General features: G+C 63.9%; 16 protein-coding genes. 11 read left to right on the top strand and 5 right to left on the bottom strand.

Annotation, left to right across the window (positions count from 1 at the left end; genetic code table 11):
• The 5 genes from IVB12_RS28125 to IVB12_RS28145 form a co-directional block, all read left to right on the top strand.
• The coding region (locus IVB12_RS28125; RefSeq protein ID WP_247303962.1) for a chemotaxis protein CheW at positions 1–213 on the top strand (213 nt) is incomplete at its 5' end.
• Positions 214–245: 32 nt separating this feature from the next.
• A complete protein-coding gene (locus IVB12_RS28130; protein ID WP_027577509.1) occupies positions 246–632 on the top strand; it encodes a response regulator in 387 nt (128 codons plus the stop codon).
• A gap of 61 nt (positions 633–693) precedes the next feature.
• Positions 694–1,572 carry a protein-glutamate O-methyltransferase CheR gene (locus tag IVB12_RS28135; RefSeq protein WP_247303965.1) on the top strand — a complete coding sequence of 293 codons (879 nt, stop codon included), beginning with the start codon at positions 694–696 and terminating at the stop codon, positions 1,570–1,572.
• Positions 1,573–1,574: 2 nt separating this feature from the next.
• Positions 1,575–1,892 carry a hypothetical protein gene (locus IVB12_RS28140; RefSeq protein WP_011083221.1) on the top strand — a complete coding sequence of 106 codons (318 nt, stop codon included), beginning with the start codon at positions 1,575–1,577 and terminating at the stop codon, positions 1,890–1,892.
• Between the two features lie 140 nt (positions 1,893–2,032).
• A complete protein-coding gene (locus tag IVB12_RS28145; protein WP_247279754.1) occupies positions 2,033–2,536 on the top strand; it encodes a response regulator in 504 nt (167 codons plus the stop codon).
• A 179-nt stretch (positions 2,537–2,715) separates the two neighbouring features.
• Here IVB12_RS28145 and IVB12_RS28150 read toward each other — a convergent pair whose 3' ends face one another.
• Positions 2,716–3,003 carry a hypothetical protein gene (locus tag IVB12_RS28150; protein WP_247303967.1) on the bottom strand — a complete coding sequence of 96 codons (288 nt, stop codon included), beginning with the start codon at positions 3,001–3,003 and terminating at the stop codon, positions 2,716–2,718.
• A 149-nt stretch (positions 3,004–3,152) separates the two neighbouring features.
• Here IVB12_RS28150 and IVB12_RS28155 point away from each other — a divergent pair, with 149 nt between their 5' ends.
• The gene (locus IVB12_RS28155; protein ID WP_091897867.1) at positions 3,153–3,788 is read left to right on the top strand and encodes a response regulator; all 636 of its coding nucleotides are present in this window, start codon (positions 3,153–3,155) and stop codon (positions 3,786–3,788) included.
• Between the two features lie 142 nt (positions 3,789–3,930).
• On the opposite strand, the gene IVB12_RS28160 is transcribed toward IVB12_RS28155, so the two are convergent.
• The 3 genes from IVB12_RS28160 to IVB12_RS28170 form a co-directional block, all read right to left on the bottom strand.
• Positions 3,931–7,527, bottom strand: coding sequence for a PAS domain S-box protein (locus IVB12_RS28160; protein WP_247303969.1), 3,597 nt, complete (start codon positions 7,525–7,527; stop codon positions 3,931–3,933).
• Positions 7,505–7,933 carry a response regulator gene (locus IVB12_RS28165; protein ID WP_247303972.1) on the bottom strand — a complete coding sequence of 143 codons (429 nt, stop codon included), beginning with the start codon at positions 7,931–7,933 and terminating at the stop codon, positions 7,505–7,507. Before IVB12_RS28165 ends, IVB12_RS28160 begins: the two co-directional genes overlap by 23 nt.
• Positions 7,934–8,120: 187 nt before the next feature.
• The gene (locus tag IVB12_RS28170; RefSeq protein ID WP_247303974.1) at positions 8,121–8,837 is read right to left on the bottom strand and encodes a GntR family transcriptional regulator; all 717 of its coding nucleotides are present in this window, start codon (positions 8,835–8,837) and stop codon (positions 8,121–8,123) included.
• 100 nt (positions 8,838–8,937) lie between these two features.
• Between IVB12_RS28170 and IVB12_RS28175 the strand changes: the two genes are divergently transcribed.
• The 5 genes from IVB12_RS28175 to IVB12_RS28195 all read left to right on the top strand — a co-directional run bounded on the left by IVB12_RS28175 (position 8,938) and on the right by IVB12_RS28195 (position 14,152).
• Positions 8,938–9,957: an ABC transporter substrate-binding protein gene (locus tag IVB12_RS28175; protein WP_247303976.1), complete on the top strand. Its 1,020-nt coding sequence runs from the start codon at positions 8,938–8,940 to the stop codon at positions 9,955–9,957.
• Entirely contained in the window at positions 9,957–10,718 is a 762-nt protein-coding gene (locus tag IVB12_RS28180; RefSeq protein WP_247303978.1) for an ABC transporter ATP-binding protein, read from the top strand. The genes IVB12_RS28175 and IVB12_RS28180 overlap by 1 nt, the downstream gene beginning before the upstream one ends.
• An 11-nt stretch (positions 10,719–10,729) precedes the next feature.
• Positions 10,730–11,593: an ABC transporter permease gene (locus IVB12_RS28185; protein WP_247303980.1), complete on the top strand. Its 864-nt coding sequence runs from the start codon at positions 10,730–10,732 to the stop codon at positions 11,591–11,593.
• Entirely contained in the window at positions 11,590–13,332 is a 1,743-nt protein-coding gene (gene araD / locus IVB12_RS28190; protein WP_247303982.1) for an L-arabinonate dehydratase, read from the top strand. Before IVB12_RS28185 ends, araD begins: the two co-directional genes overlap by 4 nt.
• A 100-nt stretch (positions 13,333–13,432) precedes the next feature.
• Positions 13,433–14,152 (top strand): ribonuclease activity regulator RraA, encoded by a 720-nt coding sequence (locus tag IVB12_RS28195; RefSeq protein WP_247303984.1) that lies wholly within the window; start codon positions 13,433–13,435, stop codon positions 14,150–14,152.
• Positions 14,153–14,405: 253 nt separating this feature from the next.
• On the opposite strand, the gene IVB12_RS28200 is transcribed toward IVB12_RS28195, so the two are convergent.
• The gene (locus IVB12_RS28200; RefSeq protein WP_247303986.1) at positions 14,406–16,505 is read right to left on the bottom strand and encodes a S9 family peptidase; all 2,100 of its coding nucleotides are present in this window, start codon (positions 16,503–16,505) and stop codon (positions 14,406–14,408) included.
• Positions 16,506–16,593 lie beyond the last annotated feature (88 nt).

Consider the following 16,593-nt stretch of genomic DNA (forward strand, 5'->3'; position numbering starts at 1 on the left):
GACCTGCGCGGCGAATCCTACGGCCTGCTCATCGACCAGATCGGCGAGGTGCTGCGCCTGCCCGAGGACGGCAAGGAAGACAACCCCGTCAACCTCGACCCCCGCATGGCCAAGCTCGCCGGCGGCGTCCACCGCCTCGACGGCCAGCTCATGGTCGTCCTCGACGTCGATCGCGTCCTCGAGCTCGAAACCAAAGTGCAAATGGCTGCGTGAGCCAACCGAAACATCGAAGCCGGAGAACCGAAATGAAGACGTGTTTGGTGGTCGATGATTCCAGTGTCGTGCGCAAGATCGCGCGCCGGATCCTGGAAGGCCTCGAGTTCGAGGTCACCGAGGCCGAGGACGGGTCGAAGGCGCTCGAAATCTGCCAGCGCAAGCTGCCCGATGCGGTGCTGCTCGACTGGAACATGCCCGTGATGGACGGCTTCGAGTTCATGGGCCACATGCGTCGCCTGCCCGGCGGCGACCAGCCCAAGGTGGTGTTCTGCACCACCGAGAACAACGTGGCTCATATCGCCCAGGCGCTCAGCGGCGGCGCCAACGAGTACATCATGAAGCCCTTCGACAAGGACATTATCGCCGATAAATTCGCTGAAGTTGGTTTGATCCCGGTCGGACAAGCCATGGTCTGAGTGTGTCTGGCCCGCGTGTCTTGGCCAGAGTGTCCCCTGTACAGTTTCGAAGAGGCCATCAGTGACGCCGACCGAGTATGAGTATCTGCGCAAGTTCCTAAAGGATAATTCCGGTCTCGACCTGTCCGCGGACAAGCAATACCTGATCGAAAGCCGTCTCCTGCCGCTCGCCCGCAAGGCCGGGTTCTCCGGCATCGCCGAGCTTGTGCAGAAGCTGCAAGCCGGCTCGCGCCCGCTGATCACCGACGTGGTCGAAGCCATGACCACCAACGAGACCTTCTTCTTTCGCGACAAGGTGCCGTTCGATCATTTCCGCGACACGATCATGCCCGAGGTCATCAAGGCGCGCGCCGGCCGCCGCAGCGTGCGCATCTGGTGCGCCGCCGGCTCGACCGGGCAGGAGCCCTATTCGCTGGCGATGTGCCTCAAGGAGATGGGCGCGGCCCTCACCGGTTGGCGCATCGAGATCATCGCGACCGATCTGTCGCAGGAGGTGCTGGAAAAGGCCAAGGCCGGGGTCTACAGCCAGTTCGAGGTGCAGCGTGGCCTGCCGATTCAGATGCTGGTCAAATATTTCAAGCAGACCGGCGAGACCTGGCAGATCAATCCCGAATTGCGGGCGATGATCCAGCATCGGCAGCTCAATTTGCTGCATGATTTTGCCCAGCTCGGCACCTTCGACGTGATCTTCTGCCGCAACGTGCTGATCTATTTCGACCAGGACACCAAGATCAACGTCTTCAACCGTCTGGCGCGCCAGATCGAGCCCGATGGCTTCCTGGTGCTGGGTGCAGCCGAGACCGTGGTCGGACTGACCGACACGTTCAGGCCGATTGCGGAACGGCGCGGCCTCTACAAGCCGAACGATCCGCGCACGGCGGCAGCCAAGCCGGCTCTGGCCGGCGTGGCCCCGCGCCTCGCGGTGATGGCAGGACGGTAAGCATGGCCGAGGATGGAAAAGGTGCGGAGCGCGTGACGTTCAGCCGTGGCTATGACGTCTGCATCATGGCGATCGACGGCACCTGGCGGCGCGACTGCAAGCTCAACGCGATCTCCGATACCGACGCCATCCTCACGGTGGAAGGCTCGATCCAGGGGCTGAACCTGAAAGAGTTCTTCCTGCTGCTGTCGTCAACCGGCCTCGCCTACCGCCGCTGCGAGCTGGTGCGCGTCAACGGCGCCGAGATGGACATCCAGTTCCTGCGCGGCAAGAACCGGAAGAAGCGCGGCGCGGCCGGAGGCCATGACGCCGCGGCCTGATCGGGGCGTGGCTGCCGCCGCGCTTTCCGCCATGTTGCTTTAGATTTGCTGAAACATCCGAACCAATTTGCCGGAGCAGCTTTACGTCATCTAAGCGCGAGCCGTGTAGCCATTGCTGGTCTCAATCTCAGGATACGGCAATGCCCAGAAGCTCTCTCTCCCCGATCCCGTCAAACCTGCCCGACGTCGCCGAGCGGCGTGCGCTTCAGCTCCTGGTGGTCGATGACGACGCCACGCAGCGCAGCCTGATCACAGTCGCCGCCAAGCAGGCCGGCCACGAAGTCACCGTGGCGCCGTCGGTGGCGGAAGCGATCAAGAAGCTTCGCGCCGCGCGCTTCGACTGCGTTACGCTCGACCTCGTGCTGGAGGATGGCGACGGCATCGACGTGCTGCGCGAGATGAAAGAGGCGAAATTCGCCGGCGCCGTGATCGTGATCAGCGGTATGGACGGCAAGCGCCGCAGTGCTGCCCGCAGCTTCGCCCGTTCCGTCGGGATCGAGCTCCAGAGTCTGCCGAAGCCGCTGGATCTCGCGGCCCTGCGCATCAGCCTCGCTAATCTTAGCAAGACCGCGATGGGCTTGCCCGCCATCCATACTTGGGGTGGTGTCGCCACCGAGGCGATCGTGGAACGGCACCGCGCCTGAAGCATGATCCGGATCCGAAGGGCCGCGTTAGCGCAAAGTGCGAAGCGGTTTTCCGAAAAGATCATGCTCAAACAACAGCCTAAAGCGCGATGACGATTGATCCTGATCTCGTCGCGCTTTAGCTGCGGAGCTGCCATGCGATCGGATGTGGCGGCTGCGCCGCCGCGCTGATCGCGATCCTACACGTCGCTGGATTCCGATAGGCATTGCAGGGCGTGGCGAAGCCCCGCCCTGCAGGCGCCGAGGGCGACGCTCGCGGTGGCGTATGGGGGCGTGACGTCGTCGAGGATGAAGACGTCCGCGGAACTTTCCGGATCATCGCCGTGTTCTTGATCCATGGCTGCGGCGATCCGGCGCATGCTGGTCTCGATCTGCGCGATCAGCAAGCGAAGGTCAGCCGCAATCAGCTCACGGCTCTCGACTTCGGGCGTTGCGACCAACGGCGGCGTATCGGCCAAATTTAGCATGGATATTCTCCGTCCTCTGCAATTAGGCGCCATGCCGCTACTTGTGCGTTAAGTCCGTGTCCCGTACAAATACGGGTGGGCCGAATCCGCGCCGAACGCCATAACGGTTGGCGCGGACGCGAGTCCTTCATGCCAACCGGATGTGGCACATGGCCGAACAAAGCTCTCGCGGTGAAATCTTCGTGGTCGACGACGACCCTGCCGTTCGCGACACCTTGTCGATGGTGTTGAAGGCGGCGGGCTATGAGGTGATCTGTTTTGCGGACGGCGCAGCGCTGCTATCCGTCGCGCGAAACCGCACACCGGCTGCGATCCTGCTCGACGTGCATATTCCCGGAAAGTCGGGCCTCGACATTCTCAAGGAATTGCACGGCGAGGACTATCCGGCGCCGATCTTCATGATCTCCGGGCAGGGCGACATCGCGATGGCGGTGGGCGCGATCAAGAGCGGTGCGCTCGACTTTATCGAGAAGCCATTCCGCGGCAGCGAGATTGTCGGCCGACTCGACGAGGCGATCGGCGCCTATGCACGACGGCAGGCGGAGAACGCGTCGCCGAAATTCGGTTCGCTGCATTTCCCCGGACGCGAGCCGTTGACGCGCAGGGAGCGCGAGGTGCTCGAGCAGTTCGCCTCCGGTGCATCCAACAAGGAAGCCGGCCGTACGCTCGGCATCAGCCCGCGTACCATCGAGGACCACCGCGCCAACATCATGAAGAAGCTCGGCGCGCGCAATGCCGCCGACCTGATCCGCATCGTGATGACCGCAGCCCAGCGCGCGTCGTAGGACGAGATCTCTCTTTCGTGCCCCGGACCCAGCGCGTCACGCACTGATGCGCTGCCGAGCCGGGGTCCATCTTTTCAACTAATCGCAAGAAGTTCTGGGTTCCGACTCTGCGGCGCAGTGTTCCACGTTGCGCGAACATACCTCACTCGCTCAATGCCTTTCGGATGATCCGCGCCAGATCGGACTTGCGATAAGGCTTGGCCAGCAGCAGCACGCCCGCATCCAGCCGGCCGTGATGGATGATCGCATTCTCGGTATAGCCGGAGGTGTAGACCACCCTGAGATCGGGGCGGGTCTTCTGGAGCTCGTCGGCGAGCTGACGCCCGTTCATCTTGCCGGGCATGATGACGTCGGTGAACAGGAGGTCGAACGGCTTGCCTGCGGCAACGATCGCGAGCGCCTCGGCCGCGTTCGCGGCCTGCAAAGTGACGTATCCCAGCGAATGCAGCTGAGCCAATACGTAGTCACGGACCAGCCGGTCGTCCTCGACCACAAGGATGGTCTCGTGCCCGCCCTCGATTGGCGCCGCCGTCACACCCTCGCCGACCGCCGTCGGTGTCTTGCCCGGCGGCAGGTACATCTTGATCGTGGTGCCGTGGCCTTCCTCGCTGTAGATCTTGATGTGCCCAGCGGACTGCTTGATGAAGCCGTAAACCATTGAGAGTCCGAGTCCGGTGCCCTTGCCCGGGCCCTTCGAGGTGAAGAAGGGATCGAACACCCTGGGCAGCATGTTCGCAGGGATTCCGGTGCCGGTGTCGCTCACGGCAATCAGCGCATAGTGCCCCGGCGGTACGTCGTTGGCGCTGGCATAGACCTCGTCGAGATAGGCGGCGCCCGTCTCCAGAATCAGCTTGCCGCCGCCTGGCATGGCGTCGCGGGCATTGAGCGCGAGATTGAGGATCGCGGTGGTGAGTTGGTTGGGATCGACGATCGCGACGCAGCTCTCGTCCTCGAATGCCGATTCGATCTGGATCTGCTCGCCCAGCGTCGGGCGCAGCAGTTTCGCGGTGTCGACGATCAGCGAATTGATATCGACCTCGCGCGGCTGGAGCGGCTGCTTGCGCGCGAAGGCGAGCAGGTGCTGGGTCAGATCGGCGCCGCGCGCGGCCGCCTCGTCGATCATCTTGGTGATGGCCGCGAGCTGCGGCTCCTTCTCGACCGCCTCCGCCAGGATCTCGATGGTTCCGGTGATGACGGTGAGGATGTTGTTGAAGTCGTGCGCCACGCCGCCGGTAAGCTGGCCTACGGCCTCCATCTTCTCGGCATGACGGATGCGCTCCTCGGCGGCGATCTTGTCGGTGAGGTCGCGGTAGAAAACGTTGAACAGCAGGCCCTCGCGGCGCTTCAGCGCGGTGACGCTGAGCTCGGCCCTGAACTCCTTGCCGTCGTGGCGGCGGCACATCAGCTCGCGGCGTCGATTCAACGTCCTGTCGCCCTCGTGTTCCAGGAAGTGCTTCAGGCCGGTCCAGACCCTGTCGCGTTCGCTTTCGGCGACGATCAGATCGATCGTGTTCTTGCCGAGCACCTCGTCGCGGCGCCAGCCGAACAGCCGTTCGGCTTGCGAATTCCAGTTCAGGATGCTGCCGGTCTCGTCGGTCTGCACGAAGGCGTCGAGCGAGGTCTCGACGATGTTGCGGGCGAGACGTTCGCTCTCGCGCAGCGATTCCTGCGCGAGCCGCGCCTCCGTCATGTCGCGTCCGACGAAGAAGAAGCGCTGCGCCTGCTCGGACCAGTTGCCGAGCCAGGACAGCCAGACCTCGTGTCCGTTCTTGTGGAAGCAGCGCGTGTCAGCGAGCTTCGGCCGCTCGCCACGCCGCATCACGCGCATGTTCTGGCGAGACTGCTCCAGATGGTCGGGATGAACGAAGTCGGCGCCGTTGCGGCCGATCATCTCCTCCGGCGGGTAGCCGAGAATGGCCTCGCTGCTCGGGCTGATCTGCGCGATGTGGCCGTGCGCGTCCATCACCATGATCAGGTCCTGCGACGTCTCGAAGATCTGCCGCCGCTCCTCGAGCTGCTGCTGCAGCGCCCGTTCGGCCCGCCGCGCCTCGGTGAGGCTGCGTGCAGATCCGGAGGCGCCGACGATCTCGCCCGACGGTCCCCGGATCGGCGAGAGGCTGAGCGAGATCTCGACCGGAGTGCCGTCCTTGCGCAAGCGCACCGTCTCGAACCGTTCTATCGGCTCGCCCCGGGCGATCCGCTGCAAATAGAGCTTGCCCTGCTCGCGGCGATCGGCAGGTACGATGATCGCGGTGGATTTCCCGATCGCCTCGTCCGCCGAATAGCCGTAGAGGCGTTCGGCAGCCGGATTCCAGCCCGTGATGATCGCATCGAGCGTCTGCATCACGATCGCATCGTCGGATGATTCCACTGCGGCGCTGAACAAGCGCTCGCGCGCTGCATGATGGCTTCGAGCTGCCTCGGTGCGGCGATGCTCCTCGATCTCGCGTTGGAGCGCGGCCGTTTTCGCCCGGGTCTCCTCGACCATCTGGGCAAAGGCCCGTGCCAGCACGCCGGTCTCGCCGCTGGCGTCGACCGGTATGTCCGCGGGACGCCCGCCGCCGATGGCTTCCACGGCCGCGGTCAGGCGCCCGATCGGGCGCGTCAGCGAGCGCGCCAGGAGCACCGCGAGTAAAGCCGCAGCGAGCACGGCAAGCCCGCCGACGAGCAAGGACGTTCTTTGAATGGCTGCCGGCACGAGGCCGAACACCGGCGGGGGAATCGTCTCGATGATCGCAACCCATTCCTTGCCCACGAGCAGCGCCGGCGCGATGGCCGCCCCGCTCGGGCGGCCCGATCCGTCGGTCATGAGCCGCGTGGATCCTTCCAGCGTCCCGGCCAAGGCTGCAAAATATGGAAAATCCTTGCGCCAGTCGTTGGGACGATCATGCAATGCGCCGAACTCCCGGGTGCGATCGGGATGGACGAGATAGTCGCCGCGCGAATTCACGACGTAGATCTCTCCTCCTGAGGCAGCCGTCGCTCGGACGCGCTCGAGGGCCGGACGCATGTCGATATTGGCAATGATGATGCCGAACGGCCTGCCGTCCGGCGTGAACAGGGGTGTCGCGACGCGCAACGTCGGAATGTGGGAGGCGGTGGTTCCCCCCTGGCGCGTGGCGAGATTGATCGGTGAAACATAGATTTCACCCGCCGCCAGTCGAATCGTCTCGTGGAAGTAGGCTCGTTCGCCCTTGCGCTCCAATTCGTCACTGGGGACGATCCGCGCCTTTCCATTCGGGCCGGAGCGATCGACGCGGACCAGCTCGCGCTGGTCGTCGTCCAGACCGATGATGCGAAACTGTCCATAGCTGGGCTTGGCGTCGATCTCGGCGGCGAGCCGCGCTGCGATGCGCTCGCGCCAGGTTTGTTCCGAAACGCCGTCGGATGGGTCGATGCCTCCACCAATGTGAGCGCGGATCAGGCCGTTGATGGCTGCGGCAGAGCGGTAGCCGAGCAGATCGCCGCGCGCGCCGGCAACGTAGGATTCGAGATTGGTTGCCAGCAGCCGTGACTGGGCTTCGACGCGTTCCAGCACCCGCGGAATGACGGCCTGGGTGGTGTTGCGATAGCCGAGCCATCCGACAGCGGCCACGGTCACCGCCACCAGCAGGATCATCGCGATGGCAAGCCGCGTTGCGAGCGTCATGGGGATATTCGCACCGCTTCCCGAATGGCCGTGCCTGTTCCGGCCTGCAACGGAATGAAGCTCCTTGTCATCGCTGGCCGATGCCGACATCCGGATTCCCCAGCGATGCCGCCTGTGCCGTGCCTAGGCAACCATCGACCGCCGCGAGCAGTGCGCCTGGTCGGAACGGCTTTTGCAGGCTTGCCTCCGCGCCGAGCTTGGTTGCCATCTTCAGGAAATCCGGCTCCGCATAAGCGTCCGGCGTGGCCGAACGGCCGGAAATGACGATGATCGGGATGGCTGGGGCCAGCGCCCGGATATGGCGCATCGTTTCCAGCCCGTCCATGCCGGGCATGAAAATGTCGAGAAACAACAGGTCGAACGGGCTAGCCTCGAACAACGCCAGTCCCTTGTGGCCATCGCAGGCGACGGTGACGTGATGACCGGCCCTCTCCAGGAGCAGCCGGATCGTGATCTGCACGGCCGCGTCGTCATCCACGATCAGGATGTTGGCCACGTCTGAAATCCTCCGGACCGAATGGAACATTCCCAGCGGCCCAAATCAAATCATCAAACACGAAATTGTTGCGCGGATTCTGCCCAGCCTGCAAGCACTTCGCGAGCGACACCATTCCGCTCGAGACTAACCCGATCCCGCCGACTATATGCATGCTCTCGTGCATAAGAGGCCAACTCGGGGACTCCTAGTCGGTCAGATACTCGGGATAGCGGCTTCGAATCTTGTCCAGCTCGCTCAGCGTCCCCGACAGATGCTTGCGCAGATGCTGTTGCGCGGCCTCGGCGTCTCCAGTCTCGATCGCGCGCGCGATCAGTCTGTGGTGCCGGACGATGTTCTGGGCCTTGCCAGGCGAGGGCAAATGCAGCCGTCGCAGTCGATCGATATGTCCGCTGCGGCTGCGCACCAGCGTCCAGAGCTCCTGCTTGCCGGCGGCCCCATAGAGCTGCGCGTGAAAATCATTGTCGCCGGCGATGAAGCTCTCGAAGTCGCCGGCCTTGGCGAATTGTTGCTGCAGCGCGATCGCGTGGTCGAGGCGGATGACCAGAGCCGCGTCATCCCTTTCCGCGAGCAGACGGACGATTTCGAGCTCCAGCGCCTGGCGCAGGAAATGCGCCTGCTCGGCGCGACCGACATCGACCCGGCTGACCACGGTCGCGTGCTGCGGAAACACGTCGACGAGCCCTTCTTCCTCCAGTCGCATCAGGGCGTCGCGGATCGGCGTCGAGCTGACGCCGAACTGCGCGGCGAGATCGGTGCGCGACAACGGCGCGCCCGGCGGCAGCTCGAGCGCGACAATCGCGTTGCGCAGCCGCTCGAATACCTGCGGCGCGGCCTGCCGGGCCCGGTCGAGCCGCGCGCGGGAGCGGGCGGCGGCATGGGACGCGGGATGGGTTGATTCCATGGCGACGGCTCCGGCGGGCTTGCCATTGATGCACTAATGCATTAGTGCATCAATGGCAATGGCATCGCACGTCAATGGCGGCCGGAGGAAACGAACAACAATGATGAAGCAATTGCAGAGTGGGTTTGCAGCCATCGCCCTGATCGCCGGGACGGCCTTGGTGGGCTCGCCGGCCAAGGCTCAGCAGAAATCCGAAGTCGCGCTGTCGCGCCAGCCCGGCATCTTCTACATGCCGAGCCACATCATGGAGAAGCTGAAGCTGATCGAGAAGCACGCGGCTTCCGTCGGCGTACCCGGTGTCACTACCAAATGGATCACCTTCTCCGGCGGCGGGGCGCAGACCGACGCGCTGCTCGCCGGCGGCGTCGACATTCTCAACACCGGCACCGGCAATCTGCTGCTGCTGTGGGATCGCACCCGCGGCGGCGTGAAGGGCATCGTCGCCACCTCGGCGCAGCCGATGACGCTGATCAGCCGCGACGCCAACATCAAGTCGATCAAGGATTTCGGCCCGGGCGACAAGATCGCGGTGCCGACCGTGAAGGTTTCGACCCAGGCGATCGTGCTTCAGATCGCGGCCGCCGAGGCTTTTGGTGCCGACCAACGGTCGAAGTTGGATGCCAGCACCGTGCAGCTCGGTCACCCCGACGCCTATGCGGCGCTGTCCAACCCCAAGCATGAGGTGCACAACCACTTCTCGATCCCGCCCTTCACCTTCCTGGAGCTGAAGAACGTGCCGGGTGCGCATGTGGTGCTGTCGTCGCCCGACGTGATGGGCGGCCCGCTCAGCCAGGCCCAATTCTTCACCACGACGAAGTTTGCCGACGCCAATCCAAAAATCATCCAGGCCGTGCGCGACGCCACCAAGGAAGCGCAGGATCTGATCCGCAGCGATACCAAGCAGGCGGTCGAGATCTACAAGGAGATCACCGGCGACAAGACATCGGTGGAAGAGCTGCTCGATCTTCTGAAGGAGCCCGGCATGATGGAGTGGAATCTCGAGCCGCAGGGCACGATGAAATTCGCCGCCCATCTCTACAAGACCGGAACGCTGAAGAATCAGCCCAAGGCCTGGACGGATTACTATCTTCCCGTCGCCCACGATCTGAAGGGCAATTGATGGCACTGCTCGACGTCAGCGGCGTGACGCTGCGCTACAAGACCTCCAGTGCCGTCGTCACCGCCACGGAAAAAGTGAGCTTCACCGTCGATCGGTCCGATCGCTTCGTGTTGCTCGGTCCCTCCGGCTGCGGCAAGTCGACCCTGCTCAAGGCCGTCGGCGGCTACATGATTCCGGGCGAAGGTCGCATGACCATCAACGGCCGCGAGATCGTTGGTCCCGGCGCCGACCGCATGATGATCTTCCAGGAATTCGACCAGCTCCTGCCCTGGAAGACCGTGCTCGCCAACGTGATGTTCCCGCTGCTCACGGCGAGAAAGCTGTCGCGCAAGGACGCCGAAGCGAAAGCGCGGGCCTATATCGAAAAGGTCGGCCTCACCCGCGTTGTCGATGCCTATCCGCACACGCTCTCCGGCGGCATGAAACAGCGCGTCGCGATCGCGCGCGGCATGGCGATGGAGCCGGACATCCTGCTGATGGACGAGCCGTTCGCCGCGCTCGACGCGCTGACGCGCCGGACCTGCCAGGACGAACTGCTCCAGCTCTGGAGCGAAACCAAATTCACCGTGCTGTTCGTGACCCACTCGATCGCGGAGGCGATCCGCATCGGCAACCGCATCCTCTTGCTGTCGCCGCATCCCGGCCGCGTCAAGGCCGAGGTGGTCGATGTCGACAAGGTCTCCAATGGAGACGGCAGCGCCGGCCGGCTCGAGAAGGAGATCCACGATCTCCTGTTCGCCTCCGAAGCCGTGGCGCATTGAGGGAGTCTCTGATGGGTGAAGCGAGAATCCTGCTGCGCGACGCTTCGGCTGCCGCATCTTCCGGCGCCGGCGAAATCGAGCGCAAGCTCAGCGTGCCTGAGCTGCTGTGGAACGACGGTTTCGTCCGCAAGACCGTTATTATCCTGTTCCTCGCGGCGGTCTGGGAGGCCTACGGCGTCACCCTCGACAATCCCCTGCTGTTTCCGACGTTGCACGACACTTTCGTCACGCTGTTCGAGCGGGTCAAGGACGGCACCATTCCGATGCGGGCCTGGACCTCGCTGAAGGTGCTGTTCATGGGCTACTCGGCCGGCATCGTGCTGGCGGCGATCTTCACCGTGCTCGCCATCTCGACCCGCATCGGCACCGACTTCCTCGAGACCGTGACGGCGATGTTCAACCCGCTGCCGGCAATCGCGCTACTGCCGTTGGCGCTGATCTGGTTCGGCCTCGGCAACGGCAGTCTCGTCTTCGTGCTGATCCATTCGGTGCTGTGGCCGGTCGCGCTCAACACCCATTCCGGCTTCAAGAGCGTGTCCAACACGCTGCGCATGGTCGGCCGTAATTACGGCCTGCGCGGTCTGCCTTACGTCGCCAAGATCCTCATACCCGCGGCCTTCGGCTCGATCCTCACCGGCCTCAAGATCGGCTGGGCGTTTGCCTGGCGCACGCTGATCGCGGCCGAGCTGGTGTTCGGCGTGTCCTCGGGCCAGGGCGGGCTCGGCTGGTTCATCTTCGAGAACCGCAATCTGCTCGACATTCCTGCTGTCTTCGCAGGCCTCTTGACCGTGATCATCATCGGGCTCTTTGTCGAGAACCTGATCTTCCGCGCCATCGAGCGGAACACCGTCCAGAAATGGGGCACCCAATCATGACCAACAACAAGAAGAAAACGCCCGACCAGCTCCGCAGCGCGCGCTGGTTCGCGCCCGACGATCTCCGCTCGTTCGGCCACCGCTCCCGCACCATGCAGATGGGCTACGCGCCGGAAGAGTGGAAGGACCGGCCGATCATCGCGATCCTCAATACCTGGTCGGATGCGCAGCCCTGCCACATGCACTTCAAGTCGCGCGTCGACGACGTCAAGCGCGGCATCCTGATGGCCGGCGGCCTGCCGCTGGAGCTGCCGGCACTGTCGCTGTCGGAATCGCTGCTCAAGCCCACCACCATGCTCTACCGCAATCTGCTGGCGATGGACGCCGAGGAATTGCTGCGCAGCCATCCCGTCGACGGCGTGGTGCTGATGGGCGGCTGCGACAAGACCACGCCGGCGCTGCTGCTAGGGGCAACCTCGATGAACATCCCGGCGATCTATCTGCCGGCCGGTCCCATGCTGCGCGGCAATTGGAAGGGCAAGACGCTCGGCTCGGGCTCAGACGGCTGGAAATATTGGGACGAGCGCCGCGCCGGAAAAATCTCCGACAAGGACTGGCTCGATATCGAGGCCGGCATTGCCCGCAGCTACGGCACCTGCATGACCATGGGCACGGCCTCGACCATGACGGCGATCGCGGAAGCGATCGGCATGACGCTGCCCGGCGCGTCCTCGATTCCGGCCGCCGATGCCAACCACATCCGCATGGCCTCCGAATGCGGCCGCCGCATCGTCGAGATGGTGTGGGAGGATCTGACGCCGAAGACGATCCAGACTCGCCAGGCGTTCGAGAACGCGATTGCGGTCGCGATGGCGATGGGCTGCTCGACCAATGCCATCATCCATCTGATCGCGCAGGCCCGCCGCGCCGGCCAGGACATCAGCCTTGACGATTTCGAGATCGCGAGCCGCAAGGTACCGGTGATCGCCAACGTGCGGCCGAGCGGCGATACGTACCTGATGGAAGATTTTTTCTATGCCGGCGGCCTGCCGGCGCTGATGGGCCAGATCAAGCCGCATCTGCATCTCGGCTGCGTCACGGTCACCGGCAAGACGCTGGGCGAGAACATCGAGGGCGCCGAGGTCCACAATGCCGATGTGATCCGCTCGGTCGACAATCCCATCTACAAGGAAGGCGCGCTCGCCGTGCTCAAGGGCAATCTCGCGCCCGACGGCTGCGTCATCAAGCCCTCGGCCTGCGCGCCGCGCTTCCTCAAGCACACCGGACCTGCGCTGGTGTTTGACGATTACCCCGCGATGAAGAAGGCGGTCGACGATCCCAATCTCGACGTCACCGAGGATCACATCCTGATCTTGCGCAATGCCGGGCCGCAGGGCGGACCGGGCATGCCGGAATGGGGCATGCTGCCGATCCCGACAAAACTCGTGAAGCAGGGCGTGCGCGACATGGTGCGCATCTCGGATGCACGCATGAGCGGCACCAGCTATGGCGCCTGCATCCTGCACGTTTCGCCTGAGTCCTATATCGGCGGCCCGCTGGCGCTGGTCCGGAACGGCGACCGCATCACGCTCGACGTTGCCGCGCGCAGCATCAATCTCGATGTCCCCGAAGCCGAGCTGGAAAAGCGCCGCGCCGCCTGGAAACAGCCCGAGCCCCGTTTCGAGCGGGGCTATGGCTGGATGTTCACAAAACACATCAAGCAGGCCAATGACGGCTGCGACTTCGACTTCCTCGAGACCGGTTTCGGCGCGCCGGTCGGAGAGCCTTCGATTTACTAGTTTCACCGTCGTTCGGGGCGATGCGAAGCATCGAACCCGGAACCTCGAGATTCCGGGCTCGCTTCGCGCCCCGGAATGACCATTAGAGAGAGTGCACCAAATGCCCAAACTTACCGAAACGACCCGCAACAAGCTCAAATCCGTCTCCACCGCCACGGTCGCCACCGCGCTGTTCAAACGCGGCCTGCGCATCCAGATGATCCAGGATGTGCGCCCCTTAAGTCCCGACCAGCCGACCATCGTCGGCGAGGCCTTCACGCTGCGCTACATGCCGGCGCGCGAGGATCTCAACACCATTGACGTCTTCAAGGACCGTTCCCATCCGCAACGCAAGGCGGTCGAGGATTGTCCGGCAGGCAGCGTGCTGGTGATGGACAGCCGCAAGGACGCGCGCGCGGCCTCTGCCGGCGCGATTCTGGTCACACGGCTGATGAAGCGCGGCGTCGCCGGTGTCGTCACCGATGGCGGCTTTCGCGATTCCGCCGAGATCGCAAAACTCGGCTTCCCCGCGTTTCATCACCGCCCCTCGGCGCCGACCAATCTGACACTGCATCAGGCAATCGAGATCAACGTGCCGATCGGCTGCGGCGATGCGCCGGTGTTCCCCGGCGACGTCATTCTCGGCGATTCCGACGGTGTCATCGTCATCCCCGCGCATCTTGCCGACGAGATCGCCAACGAGACGTTTGAGATGACGGCGTTCGAGGACTTCGTCACTGAGGAAGTCGGCAAAGGCCGCGGCATCTTTGGTCTTTACCCCGCGACCGATCCGCAGACGCTCACCGACTTCGCGGAGTGGCGGAAGAAGAACGGGCGCTAATTTCTTCGCTTCTCCCCGTTGCGATCGGGGCAATGGCACATAGGAGCGATTTCGTCTGTGGCCATCCTTCGAGACGCCCGCCGTTGGCGGGCCCTCAGGATGAGGAAGCGAGTGCGCGGGCGCAGTTCAACGAGCAACAACGCTGCTTAGCCTCATCCTGAGGAGACCGCGAAGCGGTCGTCTCGAAGGACGAGGCGCGCCCCCAGGTCGCGCTAAACGCCATATGGTTGCCGGAAAGGGGAGAGGCAGAAGATCACGCTTCCGCCATCCCCGCCGCCCACAGTGCGAATGCGTAGACGATCGCGACTTCATCGAGTCGGTCGAAGCGTCCCGAGGCGCCGCCATGGCCGGCGCCCATGTTGGTACGCAGCAACACCGGCCCGCCGCCGATCATGGTGGCGCGCAGGCGCGCGATCCATTTGGCAGGCTCCCAATAGGTGACGCGCGGATCGGTCAATCCGCCCATCGCCAGGATCGCCGGATAGTCTTTCGCCGCGATATTGTCATAAGGCGAGTAGGACAGGATGGTGCGAAAATCCTTCTCGCTTTCGATCGGGTTACCCCATTCCGGCCATTCCGGCGGCGTCAGCGGCAGCGTGTCGTCGAGCATGGTGTTGAGCACGTCGACGAACGGCACTTCGGCAACGATGCCGGCGAACAGTTCGCCGGCGCGATTGGCGACCGCGCCCATCAGCATGCCGCCGGCCGAGCCACCATGGCCGATAATGCGTTTGGCGCTAGTGTACTTCGCATCAATCAGCGCCTGGGCGCTGGCGGCAAAATCGTCGAACGAATTCGTCTTCTTCTCGCGCTTGCCGTCGAGATACCAGCCCCAACCCTTGTCGGCACCGCCGCGGATATGGGCGATGGCATAGACGAAGCCGCGATCGACCAACGACAGGCGGTTAGCGCTGAACGAGGCCGGCATCGCCATGCCGTAGGAGCCGTAACCATAGAGCAGCAGCGGCGCCGAGCCGTCCAGCGTGAGCCCGCGACGATGCAGGATCGACACCGGCACCTCGGCGCCGTCATGCGCCTTTGCCATGATGCGCGTGGTGACGTAGTCAGCGGCATCATGGCCGGACGGAATCTCCTGACGCTTGCGCAAGGTGCGCGTGCGCTTGACCATGTCGTAATCATAGACCTCCGACGGCGTCGTCATCGACGAATAGGAAAAGCGCAGATTCGTCGTCTCGAACTCGTACGAGCCCATCGTGTCCAGCGAATAGGCGGCCTCGTCGAAGGCGATGGCATGCTCCTCGTTCGTGGCGAGATCGCGGATCACGATTGCCGGCAGCGCATTGGCGCGCTCGAGCCGCACCAGATGACCGGCATAGAGATCGAGGTCGATGATGTAGATGCCGGGACGATATGGGATCAGATCGCGCCAGTTCTTGCGCTCGGGCGCGCCGAGCGGCGCCGTGACGATCTTGAAGTCGATGGCATCGTCGGCATTGGTGAGGATGAAGAGCTCGTCGCCGCGATCGGCCAGCGAATATTGCACGCCCTCTTCGCGCGCTGCGACCAGGCGCGGCGGCGCCTCCGGATTGGCGAGGTCGATCAGCCGTTGCTCGGAGGTCTCGTGGTCGCCGCCGGCGATCACGCAGAAGCGGCCGCTGGTGCTCTCGTGCAGGTGGGTGAACCAGCCGGCATCCTGCTCCTCATAGACGAGTGTGTCGTCGGCCTGCTTGGTGCCGAGCCTGTGCCGCCACACCTGCATCGGCCGATGATTGTCGTCGAGCTTCACATAGAAGAAGCTCTTGCAATCTTTGCTCCAGACGATGCCGCCGTCGGTCTCCTCGACGATATCGTCAAGGTCCTTGGCCGTAGCCCAATCACGCACGCGGATGGAAAAATATTCGGAGCCCTTGGTGTCGGCGCTCCAGGCCTGGAGCTTGTGGTCGTGCGAGTGCCGGCTGCCGCCGAATTTGAAGTATTTGTGGTCCTTGGCGAGTGCGTCGCCGTCGAGCACGATCTGGCCGTCGCCGCCGTCGCGCGGCATGCGGCCGAACAGCTCGTGCTGCCCGCCCTCGCGAAACCGGCGGAAATAGGCGAAGGGACCGTCGGGCGAAGGCACGCTGGAATCGTCCTCCTTGATCCGCCCCCGCATCTCGCGCACCAGCGTCTTCTGGAGAGTGGCGGTGTGGCCAAGCAGGCTCTCGGTGTAGACGTTCTCCTCATCCAGATATTTCCGGATGTCGGGATCGAGCACGCTGGGATCGCGCAAAACCTCCTGCCACTTCTCGTCCTTCAGCCAGGCATACTCGTCGGTCACGGTGATGCCGTGCCGCGTGAAGGAATGCGGCCGGCGCGGGGCGACGGGCGGCTGGAAAGGTGTTTTGGCCTGTGTCACTCGATCCTCGTTCATGTCTCGTCGGAACCCAGATCGTCATGCGCGGGCTTGACCCGCATCCATCAAGAACGAAGTTCGGAGTGATGGA

The sequence above is a fragment of the Bradyrhizobium sp. 179 genome, from assembly GCF_023073535.1.
In the GTDB taxonomy this organism is placed as follows: Bacteria; Pseudomonadota; Alphaproteobacteria; order Rhizobiales; family Xanthobacteraceae; genus Bradyrhizobium.

Coding starts and splice junctions, on each gene's coding strand:
- IVB12_RS28130 (WP_027577509.1), top strand. CDS start 246: ATGAAGACGTGTTTGGTGGTCGATGATTCCAGTGTCGTGCGCAAGATC.
- IVB12_RS28175 (WP_247303976.1), top strand. CDS start 8,938: ATGATGAAGCAATTGCAGAGTGGGTTTGCAGCCATCGCCCTGATCGCC.
- IVB12_RS28140 (WP_011083221.1), top strand. CDS start 1,575: ATGGCCGAGGATGGAAAAGGTGCGGAGCGCGTGACGTTCAGCCGTGGC.
- IVB12_RS28150 (WP_247303967.1), bottom strand. CDS start 3,003: ATGCTAAATTTGGCCGATACGCCGCCGTTGGTCGCAACGCCCGAAGTC.
- IVB12_RS28185 (WP_247303980.1), top strand. CDS start 10,730: ATGGGTGAAGCGAGAATCCTGCTGCGCGACGCTTCGGCTGCCGCATCT.
- araD (WP_247303982.1), top strand. CDS start 11,590: ATGACCAACAACAAGAAGAAAACGCCCGACCAGCTCCGCAGCGCGCGC.
- IVB12_RS28195 (WP_247303984.1), top strand. CDS start 13,433: ATGCCCAAACTTACCGAAACGACCCGCAACAAGCTCAAATCCGTCTCC.
- IVB12_RS28155 (WP_091897867.1), top strand. CDS start 3,153: ATGGCCGAACAAAGCTCTCGCGGTGAAATCTTCGTGGTCGACGACGAC.
- IVB12_RS28170 (WP_247303974.1), bottom strand. CDS start 8,837: ATGGAATCAACCCATCCCGCGTCCCATGCCGCCGCCCGCTCCCGCGCG.
- IVB12_RS28145 (WP_247279754.1), top strand. CDS start 2,033: ATGCCCAGAAGCTCTCTCTCCCCGATCCCGTCAAACCTGCCCGACGTC.
- IVB12_RS28160 (WP_247303969.1), bottom strand. CDS start 7,527: ATGTCGGCATCGGCCAGCGATGACAAGGAGCTTCATTCCGTTGCAGGC.
- IVB12_RS28180 (WP_247303978.1), top strand. CDS start 9,957: ATGGCACTGCTCGACGTCAGCGGCGTGACGCTGCGCTACAAGACCTCC.